8 protein-coding genes are annotated in these 12,533 nt (G+C 70.1%); 7 read left to right on the forward strand and 1 reads right to left on the reverse strand.

The window, feature by feature from the left end; genetic code table 11:
- The first annotated feature begins 168 nt into the window (after window positions 1–168).
- The 7 genes from DX914_RS16790 to folE all read left to right on the forward strand — a co-directional run bounded on the left by DX914_RS16790 (window position 169) and on the right by folE (window position 10,778).
- A complete protein-coding gene (locus DX914_RS16790; protein WP_115860864.1) occupies window positions 169–3,333 on the forward strand; it encodes an efflux RND transporter permease subunit in 3,165 nt (1,054 codons plus the stop codon).
- A 96-nt stretch (window positions 3,334–3,429) separates the two neighbouring features.
- Window positions 3,430–4,167, forward strand: a complete 738-nt coding sequence (locus DX914_RS16795) for an SDR family oxidoreductase (protein ID WP_115860866.1) — start codon at window positions 3,430–3,432, stop codon at window positions 4,165–4,167.
- Entirely contained in the window at window positions 4,161–5,618 is a 1,458-nt protein-coding gene (locus DX914_RS16800; RefSeq protein ID WP_115860868.1) for an efflux transporter outer membrane subunit, read from the forward strand. Before DX914_RS16795 ends, DX914_RS16800 begins: the two co-directional genes overlap by 7 nt.
- Before the next feature lie 310 nt (window positions 5,619–5,928).
- Complete coding sequence (locus tag DX914_RS16805) at window positions 5,929–7,092, forward strand: 7TM-DISM domain-containing protein (protein WP_158549378.1); 1,164 nt, start codon at window positions 5,929–5,931, stop codon at window positions 7,090–7,092.
- A gap of 52 nt (window positions 7,093–7,144) precedes the next feature.
- Window positions 7,145–8,326 (forward strand): 7TM-DISM domain-containing protein, encoded by a 1,182-nt coding sequence (locus tag DX914_RS16810; protein ID WP_115860872.1) that lies wholly within the window; start codon window positions 7,145–7,147, stop codon window positions 8,324–8,326.
- 50 nt (window positions 8,327–8,376) lie between these two features.
- Entirely contained in the window at window positions 8,377–10,095 is a 1,719-nt protein-coding gene (locus DX914_RS16815) for a sensor domain-containing diguanylate cyclase (protein ID WP_115860874.1), read from the forward strand.
- 89 nt (window positions 10,096–10,184) lie between these two features.
- Window positions 10,185–10,778, forward strand: a complete 594-nt coding sequence (folE, locus tag DX914_RS16820; RefSeq protein WP_115860876.1) for a GTP cyclohydrolase I FolE — start codon at window positions 10,185–10,187, stop codon at window positions 10,776–10,778.
- A gap of 250 nt (window positions 10,779–11,028) precedes the next feature.
- Here the strand turns inward: folE and DX914_RS16825 are convergent, their stop codons facing one another.
- The gene (locus DX914_RS16825; protein WP_115860878.1) at window positions 11,029–12,504 is read right to left on the reverse strand and encodes an FAD-dependent oxidoreductase; all 1,476 of its coding nucleotides are present in this window, start codon (window positions 12,502–12,504) and stop codon (window positions 11,029–11,031) included.
- Window positions 12,505–12,533: the final 29 nt, after the last annotated feature.

Raw genomic sequence — 12,533 nt, forward strand, 5'->3', positions numbered from 1 at the left:
GCGGGGATCCAGGGCTCTTCGGGCGAGAACGCTAGACGCTCTGGGTTCCCGCCTGCGCGGGAACGACGGGCAAAAGCAGGGCGCGCTCGAAGGTTTCCGCAATCAAGGCCGTCGCTTTGGCGACGGCCGGGGACTCATGCGGCTGCAAGCCGCACCAAGGAATCCGTTATGGACTTTTCCAAGTTTTTCATCGATAGACCGATCTTCGCCGCGGTGCTGTCGATCGTGATCTTCGCCGCCGGCCTGATCGCGATACCGATCCTGCCGATCAGCGAATATCCCGAAGTCGTGCCGCCGTCGGTGATGGTGCGCACCGTGTACCCGGGCGCCAACCCGAAGGTGATCGCCGAGACCGTGGCCACGCCGCTGGAGGAAGCGATCAACGGCGTGGAGGACATGATGTACATCAAGTCCGTCGCCGGCTCCGACGGCGTACTGGCCATCACCGTCACCTTCCGCCCCGGCACCGACCCCGACGACGCGGCGGTACGCGTGCAGAACCGGGTCAGCCAGGCGCTGGCGCGATTGCCCGAGGACGTGCGCCGGCAAGGCGTGACGACCCAGAAGCAGGCGCCGGTGTTCCTGATGGTGGTGCACCTGACCTCGCCCAACGGCAAGTACGACACCCTGTACCTGCGCAACTACGCCCGCCTGCACGTCAAGGATTCCCTGGCGCGCCTGCAGGGCGTGGGCGACGCGCAGATCTTCGGCGGCGGCGACTACGCCATGCGCGTGTGGCTGGACCCGGACAAGATCGCCTCGCGCGGCCTGACCGCCGGCGACGTGCTGCGCGCCATGCGCGAGCAGAACGTGCAGGTCTCGGCCGGCCAGCTCGGCGCCGAGCCCATGCCCAACAGCGACTTCCTGACCCTGATCAACGCCAAGGGCCGCCTGCAGAGCGAGGAAGAGTTCGGCAACATCGTGGTCAAGAGCGGCAGCGATGGCGAGATCGTGCGCCTGTCCGACGTCGCCCGCCTGGAACTGGGCGCCGGCGACTACAGCCTGCGCTCGCAGCTGGACGGCAAGAACGCGGTCGGCATCGGCATCTTCCAGTCGCCGGGCGCCAACGCCCTGGAGATCCAGGAGCAGGTGATCGCCAACATGGATCGCCTGTCCAAGACCTTCCCGGAAGGTATCAAGTACGAAGCCGTGTACGACACCACCATCTTCGTGCGCGACTCGATCAAGGCCGTGGTCACCACGCTGCTGGAAGCGATCGCGCTGGTGGTGCTGGTGGTGATCCTGTTCCTGCAGACCTGGCGCGCCTCGATCATCCCGCTGCTGGCCGTGCCGGTCTCGGTGGTGGGCACCTTCGCCGCCCTGTACCTGCTGGGCTTCTCGATCAACACCCTGACCCTGTTCGGACTGGTGCTGGCGATCGGCATCGTGGTCGACGACGCGATCGTGGTGGTGGAGAACGTCGAGCGCAACATCGAGGAAGGCCTGACTCCGCTGGCCGCGGCGCACCAGGCGATGAAGGAAGTGTCCGGCCCGATCGTGGCGATCGCGCTGGTGCTGTGCGCGGTGTTCGTGCCGATGGCGTTCCTGTCCGGCGTGACCGGTCAGTTCTACAAGCAGTTCGCGGTGACCATCGCCATCTCGACGGTGATCTCGGCGATCAACTCGCTGACCCTGTCGCCGGCCCTGGCCGCGCGCCTGCTCAAGCCGCACGGCGCCGAGAAGGACGCCCCCTCGCGCCTGATCGACCGCTTGTTCGGCTGGATCTTCCGTCCGTTCAACCGCTTCTTCGCGACCAGCTCGCAGAAGTACCAGGGCGCGGTCAAGCGCACCCTGGGCAAGCGCGGCGCGGTGTTCGTGGTCTATGCGGTGCTGCTGGTGGCCACCGGCCTTATGTTCAAGATCGTGCCGGCCGGCTTCATCCCGCTGCAGGACAAGCTGTACCTGATCGCCGCGGTCAAGCTGCCGGAAGGCTCCTCGATCGCGCGCACCGATGCCCTGCTGAAGAAGGTGACCGACATCGCCGGCAAGATCGACGGCGTGCAGAACACCATGGCCTTCCCCGGCCTGAACGCGGTGCAGTTCACCAACACGCCCAACACCGGCGTGGCGTTCCTGCCGCTCAAGCCCTTCAGCGAGCGTAGCCGCAGCGCGGTGGAGATCACAGCCGAGCTCAACCAGAAGATCGGCGGCTTCCAGGAAGGCTTCACCTTCGCCCTGATGCCGCCGCCGATCCTGGGCCTGGGCAACGGCGCCGGCTACCAGATGTTCATCGAGGACCGCAGCAACCTGGGTTACGGCGCGCTGCAGAACGCGGTCAGCGGCTTCCAGGGCGCGATCATGCAGACCCCGGGCATGGGCTACGCCAACAGCACCTACCAGGCCAACGTGCCCCAGCTCGACGCCGAAGTCGACCGGGTCAAGGCCAAGGCGCAGGGCGTGCCGCTGACCGAGCTGTTCGACACCCTGCAGACCTACCTGGGTTCGGCCTACGTCAACGACTTCAACCAGTTCGGCCGCACCTGGCAGGTCATCGCCCAGGCCGACGGTTCGTTCCGCGACAGCGTCGAGGACATCGCCAACCTGCGTACCCGCAACGACCGCGGCGAGATGGTGCCGATCGGTTCGATGGTCAACGTCAAGCAGACCTTCGGCCCCGACCCGGTGCTGCGCTACAACGGCTACCCGGCCGCCGACATCGCCGGCGACGTGGACCCGCGCATCATGTCCTCCGCCCAGGCGATGGATGTGGTCAAGGACGTGGCCGCCAAGGTGCTGCCGCACGGCATGGAAATCGAATGGACCGACCTGAGCTACCAGCAGGCCAGTCAGGGCAATGCCGCGCTGATCGTGTTCCCGCTGGCCATCCTGCTCGCGTTCCTGGTCCTGGCCGCGCTGTACGAAAGCTGGACCCTGCCGCTGGCGGTGATCCTGATCGTGCCCATGTGCATGCTCTCGGCGCTGCTGGGCGTGTGGGCCACCGGCGGCGACAACAACGTGTTCGTGCAGGTGGGCCTGGTCGTGCTGATGGGCCTGGCCTGTAAGAACGCGATCCTGATCGTCGAGTTCGCCCGCGAACTGGAACTGCAGGGCAAGGGCATCATCGAGTCGGCGCTGGAAGCATGCCGCCTGCGTCTGCGCCCGATCGTGATGACCTCGATCGCGTTCATCGCCGGCACCGTGCCGCTGGTGCTCTCGCACGGCGCCGGCGCGGAGATCCGCTCGGTCACCGGCATCACCGTGTTCGCCGGCATGCTGGGCGTGACCCTGTTCGGCCTGTTCCTGACCCCGGTGTTCTACGTCGCCCTGCGCAAGCTGGCCGGCAGCAAGCCGCTGGTGAACCACTCGGCCGAGCACGCCACCGCCCACGCCTGAGCACCACATCGCCACCACGCCCGGCGGCGGATCGGTTCCGTCGCCGGGCAGACGCGGCCCGCGCCGCGTCCCCATCACGAATCAAGGAATTCCCCCATGGCTAACTCCAACGGCAACAAGATCGCGCTGGTCACCGGCGCCACCCGCGGCATCGGCTTCGAGACCGTGCGCCAGCTCGCCAGCCAGGGCGTGCACGTGCTGCTGGCCGGCCGCGATCGCGGCAAGGCGGTGGACGCCGCGCTCAAGCTGCAGTCCGAAGGCCTGCCGGTCGAAGCGATCGCGCTGGACGTGACCAGCGACAGCAGCATCGCCGCCGCCGCCGAGGAAGTCGCGGCCAAGCACGGCCGCCTGGACATCCTGGTCAACAACGCCGGCGTGTTCCGCGACGACGGCACGCTCAAGCCCTCGCAGCAAAGCCTGGACGTGTGGCTGGGCACCTTCAACACCAACCTGTTCGGCCTGATCGCCACCACCCAGGCCTTCCTGCCGCTGCTGCACAAGTCGCCGGGCGCGCGCATCGTCAACGTGTCCAGCATCCTGGGCTCGATCGCGCTGCATCAGGACCCGGCCTCGCCGATCTACAACTACAAGGTGCCGGCCTACAACGTGTCCAAGACCGCGGTGAACGCCTGGACCGCACACCTGGCCTACGAACTGCGCGAGACCCCGCACAAGGTCAACACCATCCACCCCGGCTCGGTGCTGACCGACATGAACGCGCAGGGCGATCTCAGCGTCGAAGACGGCGCGCGCACTAGCGTGCGCCTGGCCCTGATCGACGAAGCCGGCCCCAACGGCGGCTACTTCCACTTCGAGGAAACCCTGCCATGGTGATCCGTACCCTAGCTTTGGGCGTGGCGGCGGCCTTGCTGGCCGCCTGCGCGGTCGGTCCCGACTACGTGCGCCCGACCCTGGCCACGCCGGAAGGCTTCGCCCATGCCGGCGAAACCACGGCCGCGGCCGAGGCCGACGGCACCGCCGTGCCGGAGACCGACGCCGAGTTCTGGCGCGCGTTCAACGACCCGATGCTGACCCAGCTGGTCGAGGAATCGCTATCGGCCAACCACGATCTGCGCATCGCGCTGTCGCGTTACGACCGCGCCAATGCGTTGCTGCGCGGCGCCAAGTTCGACCGCTTCCCCACCATCACCGCCAGCGCCAACGGCCAGGACGCGCGCTCCAGCAGCGACCAGATGCCGGGCGTGGACCGCGCCGGCCGCGACAACGAAAGCTACAGCGCGGCGGCCAACGTCAGCTGGGAGCTGGACCTGTTCGGCCGCGTGCGCCGCAACGTGGAGGCGCAGCGCGCCGACACCTGGGCCAGCGCCGCCGACCTGCAGGCGCTGCAGGTCAGCATCGTCGGTGAGGTGGCCAGCACCTACGTCGACCTGCGCGGTTTGCAGGAACGTCTGCGCGTGGCCCGCGGCAATGCCGACAACCAGCGCGAGACCTTGCGCCTGGTGCAGGCGCGCTTCGACGCCGGCCGCGACAGCGAGTTCGACACCTCGCGCGCCCGCGCCCAGCTGGAAGCGACCCTGTCGCGGGTGCCGGCGCTGGAAGCGCAGGTGGCCGTGGCCATGCACCGCCTGGCGGTGCTGACCGGCCGCACGCCCGATGCGCTGATCGCGCAGCTGGACACCCAACAGGCCCTGCCGACGCTGCCGGCACGTCTGGACGCGGGCACGCCGGGCGACCTGCTGCGCCGCCGCCCCGACGTGGCCGCGGCCGAGCACCGCCTGCACGCGTCCACCGCGCGCATCGGCGTGGCCACCGCCGACCTGTTCCCGCGCTTCACCCTGGGCGGGCTGATCGGCAGCCAGGCCGTGGACACCAGCGCCTTGTTCGAACGCGCCAGCGAAACCCGTCTGGTCGCGCTGGGCATCGACTGGTCGTTCCTGGACATCGGCCGGGTGCGCGCGCGCATCGCCGCCAGCGACGCCGACGCCGCGGGCGAACTCGCGCGTTACCAGCAGACCGTGCTGCTGGCGCTGGAGGACACCGAGAACGCGCTGGTGCGTTACGGCCGCGCGCGGGTCGAGGACGGTCATCTGGAGCGCGCGGCGATCGACAGCTCGCGCGCGGCCCAGCTGGCGCGCGTGCGTTACGAGGCCGGCGCGGCCGACCTGCTGGAAGTGCTCGATGCCGAGCGCACCCAGCTGCAGGCGCAGGACGCGTTCGCCGACGGCCGCACCCGCAGCGTCAACGGCGCGGTCGCGTTGTACAAGGCGCTGGCCGGCGGCTGGTCGTCGCGCACGCCGCTGCGCGAGGACGTGGCTTCGCGTTGATCCGTGGTTTCGCGGCGGCCGGCCCGGCCGCCGCACGGCCCGCCTCCTGGTTGGCGGGCCGGCTTTTGCTTCCCTAACCCCTGATCGCCAGCGGTAGCGGGGTTGGGGCGAGGCGCGCGAAGCGACGATCGCGCGCCGGCAGTCGATTTCGTCCTCTTCGCCGACGGCTCGGCGAGCGGTGCAGGTCCCTCCCCTCGCATGCGCCGCCGCCGCTCCGTCGGTTTTTCTTTGCTTGCCGCAAAGCCGTGCGCTCACGCGCGCGCCGGCGGCAGACGCTAGACTGCCCGCGGTGTTTGCGGGGATGCGGGACGTGCGCAGGATCGTGTGGTCGGCATGGATGGTGTGGCTGCTGCTGTTCGGCTGGGCCGGAACGGCGGCCGCGCAAGCGGTGACCGTGGAACTGCTGGATGCGCCCGGCGCGCAGGCCGAAGCGCCGCGATCGGCGGCGGTGCTGGCGCGTTGGAGCGCGCCCGCGCCGGACCAGCCCACCCGCGTGGAAGTGCCGCAGCGCCCCACCGGCCACTGGCTGCGCCTGCGCGTGGACCGCGACATCGCCGCCAGCGAACAGCGCATGGTCGAAGTGCAGTGCGCGCGCTCTTATGGCGCCGCGCGCTACTACCCGCCGGGCTCTGCGCAGGCGCAGAGCATTCCGCTGGCCAAGGGCGATGAGCCCTCGCTGCTGTCGACGGCCTGGAAGCTGCCCTTACGCGAGGGCTGGCGGCGCGCGGATGCGGCCTACTTCCGCGTGCCCGCGCTGGTTTCGTGCGCGATGCAGATCGGCTTCACCACCCAATCCGAGGTCGCGCGGCGCGACGAAAGCGCGCGCCGCTTCGCCATCGGCGCCTACAGCGTGCTGCTGCTGATGACCCTGTTCGTGTTCGGGCTGTGGCTGGCGCAGCGCGATCCGGTCTATCTGTACTACTGCGGCTACCTGGTCAGCATCTCGGTCTACATGTTGGTGCTGTCGGGCTGGATCGTGATCCCCGAGCATTGGGGCAGCCCGCCGGCGCGGCGCAACGGCGTGGCCTGGTCCGCGGCCACCCTGGCCACGGTGTTCCAACTGCTGTTCACCGTGCGCTTCCTCGACTTGCCGCGCTGGCTGCCGCGCACGGCGCGGTTCCTGCGCGCGCTGGCCTGGACCAACCTGGCCTGGCTGGCGGTGCTGGTGCTGGCCTTCGAGCAGACCCGCGGTTTCTGGTACCTGGGCGGCAACGGCCTGCTGTTGCTGGCGATCCCGGTGCTGCTGTGGTCGGCGGTGATGGTGTGGCGCCGCGGCGGCGAATACGCCGGCTACTACCTGCTGGGCTGGACCCCGCTGATGGCGTTCGCGGGCATGATCGCGGCCAAGACCTTCGGCATCGGCCAGGCGTACTGGCCCGAGTACGGGCTGGTGCTGACCGTGGTGCTGGAGTCGGGGGTGCTGATGCTGGCGCTGACCCAGCGCGCGGCCGAGCGCCATCGCCGCGGTCAATAGCGCGACGCGCACTGCACTAGACTGTGCCCGCGATGGCGTCAGGAAGCCTGCGATGCGCGTGATAGGGAAATTCCTCCGGATTGCGGCCTGCCTGCTGTGGCTGGTCGCCTTCGCCGCATCGGCGCAGACGCTGACCATCGAGCGGGTGCAAGGAGCGGCGCGCGCCCAGCCCGGGCAGCTGCGATCGCAACCCGCATTGCAACGCTGGAGCGGTACGGCGGACGAGCTGCGACTGGCCTTGCCGCGCGATCCCGGCGGTTACTGGCTGCGGCTGAGCGTGGACCACGACCTGGCCGCGAATCAGCGGCGCGTGATCACTCTGACCGGCTCGCGCGTGTACGGCGGCGCCATCTACTTCGCGCCCGGTGCGCGGCGCGGTCTGCGCGTGGGCGACGATGCCCAGGAAGACGCCCGCCTGTTGCGACGCGGTTGGGCGCTGAAGTTGCCGCAAGGCTGGCCGCGCGCAGAGCCGGCTTATCTGTACCTGCAGCCGCGCATGAGCATGACCCTGACCGCGCAAGTGCTCGGCGCCACGGACTTGCAGCGGCAGCTGGATGGCGACCGCCGCTTCGCCCTGGTCGCCTACGCCATGATGTTGCTCATGACCCTGACCGCGGCCGCCTTCTGGTTGGCCTCGCGCGACTCGGTTTATCTGTATTACGCCGCCTACCTGGTCAGCATTTCGCTGTACCTGCTGCAGATGACCGGCTGGCTGCTGCTGCCGGCGGAGCGCTGGGGCCAGGTGCAGCTGCGCGATGTCGGCGCCTGGGTCGCCGCCACCCTGTCCACGATCTTCCAGCTGTGTTTCACCGTGCGCTTCCTGCAGCTGCCGCGGCTGGCGCCGCGCGCGGCCACGGCCTTGCGCGCGCTGGTCTGGGCCAACGCGGTCTGGCTGGCGGTGCTGCTGCTGGCCACGCGCCAGGTCTATCAATACTGGTATGTCGGCGGCAACGGCCTGCTGCTGCTGACCATCCCTGTGGTGATCTATGCCGCGATCGCAGCCTGGCGCCGCGGCGCCGAATACGCCGGGTACTACTTGCTGGGCTGGACTCCGCTGATGGTCTTCGCCGGGCTATTGGCGGCCAAGACCCTGGGCGTGGGCAGTGCCAGCTGGGCCGAACGCGGCCTGGTGCTGGCGGTGGTGCTGGAGTCGGGCGTGCTGATGCTGGCGCTGACCCAGCGCGCGGCCGAGCGCCATCGCCAGACGCAATGGGCGCAGCCCTCATCTTCCTGAACCCTACGCGCTGAACCGGTAGACTCCGGCGACAGGTTTGGGGAGCGCGCATGCGCGGCATCGCAACGGGCAAGCTCGGATTCGTCGCAGGCATCGCCTTGCTGTGGGCGCTGGCCTGCGCGTTCGCCGCGCCGGTGCAGGCGCAGGCGCTGAAGGCCGAGTTGCTGCTGACCGAAGGCGAGCTCGACGGCCCGCCGGCATCGGCGCCGGTGCTGGCCAGCAGCCACGCCGACAGCCCGGACGAGCTGGCCTACCTGACCATGCCGCGCCGCGACGCCGGCTACTGGGTGCGCCTGACCGTGGACCGCGACATCCAGGCGGGCGAAGGGCGGGTGTTGGTGCTGCGCGGCGCGCGTGCGCGCGGCCCGGTCACCTACTATCCGCCCGGCGCCGCGCCGCGGCTGATCAACGACGCCGAGAACGGCGGCCCGGTGCTGATGCGGCGCGGCTGGGTGCTGCCGCTGCCCAACGGCTGGACCCGCGGCGACGTGGCCTACCTGCGCGTGGGCGGCAACACCGCCGAGGCCATGAGCCTGCGTTTTTCCACCGTGCCCGAGATCGCGCGCCAGGAGCGCAGCGATTCGCGCTTCATGGTCGCCGCCTTCACCGCGCTGATGCTGATGGCGCTGGCGATGGTGGGAATCTGGTTCGCCTTCCGCGACCTGGTCTATCTGTTCTACGGCGCCTACCTGAGCTGCGCGGCGGTCTACCTGCTGCTGGTGTCGGGCGACGCGGCCGAGATGTGGGGCCTGTCGGGCATCGCCAGCGGCCGGCTCACGGTGAACTGGTCGGTGGCGACCCTGGCCACGATCTTCCAGCTCGGTTTCAGCCTGCGCTTCCTGGAACTGCCGCGCCTGCTGCCGCGGCTGGCGCTGATGGCGCGCACCCTGCAATGGGCCAACATCGTCTGGCTGGCGGTGCTGCTGCTGCTGCGCGAGCGCGTGCACGGCTTCTGGTACATCGGCGGCAACGTGCTGCTGCTGATGGGCATACCGCTGATGTTCGTGGCTGCGGTCATGGCCTGGCGCCGCGGCGCGCCCTACGCCGGCTACTACCTACTGGGCTGGACGCCGCTGCTGCTGTTCGTCGGCGTGCTCGCCGCGTATCCCTTCGGCGTGGGCCGGGCCGAATGGGCCGACCGCGGCCTGGCCCTGGCCGCGGTACTGGAATCGGGCGTGCTGGCGCTGGCGCTGAGCCAGCACGCCGCCAACCGCCACCGCCTGGCGCTGCTGGCGCGGCAGTCCGGCGACCGCGATCCGCTCACCGGCACGCTCAACGCCTCGGCCCTGCGCCTGCTGCTGGAAACCTGGTCGGCGCCGGGCAGCCTGGGCCTGAAGCGCCATGGCCTGCTGCTGCTGGACCTGGACGCCTTCGGCGAGGTCAACGCACGCTACGGCCGCGCGGTCGGCGACGCGCTGTTGCAGCAGGCGCTGTCGCGCATCCGCGGCGTGCTGCGCCCGGACGACACCATCGCGCGCATGGACGGCGACAGCTTCGCCGTGGTCGCCGAGTGCGAGCGGGTGGACTGCGAACTGCTGGGCCGGCGCCTGGCCGATGCGTTTTCGCAGCGCCCGTTCCGCATCGACGGCCACGAGATCGCGGTCAGCGCCAGCGTCGGCCTGGCCATGGCCCAGCGCGGCGAGCCGGTGCAGGCGCTGCTGGATCGCGCTGCGCAAGCCTTGCTCAGCGCGCGCCAGGCCGGCCGCAACACCGTGGGCGTGGCGCCGGCGGCGGTGCTGCCGGCCGAGGCCGAACCCGAGGCGGGCTGAGCGGCGCACGAACGCGGAACACAGCGTGTTTCCGGTGCCCGAGCGCAGTGGAGTAGGATGCCTGTCCCCCTTGCTATAGAGGCCGCGTCATGGCCGACGACCCGAACAAGCCGACCCGCGAACAAGCCGAGGCGGCGGTACGCACGCTGCTGAGCTGGGCCGGCGAGGACCCCACCCGCGAAGGCCTGCTGGACACGCCCAAGCGCGTGGTCGAGGCCTACGGCGACTGGTTCAGCGGCTACGACGACGACCCGCGCGCCTACCTGGCCCGCACCTTCGAGGAAGTGGCCGGCTACGACGAGATGATCGTGCTGCGCGACATCGAGTTCGAAAGCCACTGCGAGCACCACATGGCGCCGATCATCGGCAAGGCCCACGTGGGTTACCTGCCCAAGGGCAAGGTGGTGGGCATCAGCAAGCTGGCGCGCGTGGTCGAAACCTATGCGCGCCGCTTCCAGGTGCAGGAGAAGATGACCGCGCAGATCGCCCAGTCGATCCAGGACGTGCTGCAGCCGCTGGGCGTGGGCGTCGTGGTCGAGGGCGCGCACGAGTGCATGACCACGCGCGGCGTGCACAAGCGCGGCGTGAGCATGATCACCTCGAAGATGCTCGGCAGCTTCCGCGACGACGCGCGCACGCGCGCGGAGTTCCTGCGTTTCATCGATGTGGGGCCGGGGCGGTAACAGCGGCCCTCATCCGCCCTCCGGGCACCTTCTCCCGCCTGCGGGAGAAGGGACAGCATTAGCCGATGCTTCCTGAGCCCTCTCCCGCTTGCGGAAGACGGGAAAGCATTAGCTGCCGCTTTTTTGAGCCCCTCTCCCGCTTGCGGGGTGAGGGGCAGCGCTTGCGAGCCATTGGCTCGCGCTGCACCGAACGCCCGACCGCACTGCGGGCGGGCCGGGGTGCGGGTTGGGGTGAGGGCGGCCTTTGCCTCTACTCCCGCAGCAACGCCACGATCCCCGCCGCCGCCTCACGCCCCTCGTACGCCGCCGTCACCACCAGGTCGGCGCCGCGCACGCCGTCGCCGCCGGCGAACACGCGCGGGTGCGTGGTTTGGAACGGGCGCGTCGTCGCCGCCGCGGCGCCGCGCGACTTGCAGCCGCCCTTGTTCGGCACGCGGATGCGGCCGTCGCTTTCCAGTTCGATGCCGTGTTCGCTCAGCCAGGCCGGCGGATCGGGCTGGAAGCCGAACGCGATCACCACCACGTCCGCGTCCAGCACCGATTCGCTGCCGGGCACGATCTGCGCGCGGCGCCGGCCGCGCGCGTCGGGCGCGCCCAGCGTGGTTTCGGCCACGCGCACGCCGCTCACGCTGTCCCCGCCCAGCAGCGCCAGCGGTTGGCGGTTGAACAGGAAGCGCACGCCTTCCTCGCGCGCGTTGGCGACCTCGCGCGCCGAGCCGGGCATGTTGGCTTCGTCGCGGCGGTAGACGCAGCTGACTTCGGCCGCGCCCAGGCGGACCGCGCTGCGCACGCAGTCCATGCCGGTGTCGCCGCCGCCCAGCACCACCACGCGGCGGCCGCGCAGGTCGGGCACGTCGATGCGGTCTTCCCAGCCGGCGATGGGCCGGCCCTGCGGCTGCAGGCCGCTGACCACGCGCCCGTTCTGGACCAGGAAGGGCAGGGCCGGCAGCACATTGGCCAGGTCCTGTCCCGGCAGGCCGCCGTCGGTGTAGCGATAACTGCCCAGGCCCAGGAACACCGCGTCGTACTGCGACAGCAGCGCGTCCAAGCCCAGGTCGCGGCCGATTTCCACGCCCAGGCGGAATTCCACGCCCATGCCTTCGAGCACCTCGCGCCGGGTCGCGATCACCGACTTCTCCAGCTTGAAGCTGGGAATGCCGAAGTGCAGCAGACCGCCGATGTCCTCGTAGCGGTCGTAAACCACCGCATCCACGCCGGCGCGCGCCAGGCGGTCGGCGCAGGCCAGGCCCGCCGGCCCCGCGCCGACCACGGCCACGCGCTTGCCCAGGCGCTGCACCGCCGACAGGTCGGGGCGCCAGCCGCCGCTGAGCGCGCGGTCGACGATGTACTTCTCCACCGCGCCGATGGTGACCGCGCCGAAGCCGTCGTTGAGCGTGCAGCTGCCTTCGCACAAACGGTCCTGCGGGCAGACGCGGCCGCAGATCTCGGGCAGCGGATTGGTTTCGTGGCACAGCGCCGCGGCTTCGTCGATGCGGCCTTCGCGCGCCAGTTCCAGCCAGTTGGGAATGTAGTTGTGCAGCGGGCAGGCCCAGCTGCAGTAGGGGTTGCCGCAATCCAGGCAGCGCCCGGACTGCTTCTTGGCCTCGGCCTGATCGAAGCGCCCGTAGAGCTCGCCCCAGTCGCCGCCCTGGCGCAGCGCCAGCGGGATGCGCGCGGGCATCTCGCGCGGGGCTTCGCGGAATTGGAACACCGGCTTCTTGCTCATCCGATCCGGCTCCGCTGGTTGCATTGTCG

This window comes from Lysobacter silvisoli (genome assembly GCF_003382365.1).
GTDB lineage: Bacteria > Pseudomonadota > Gammaproteobacteria > Xanthomonadales > Xanthomonadaceae > Lysobacter > Lysobacter silvisoli.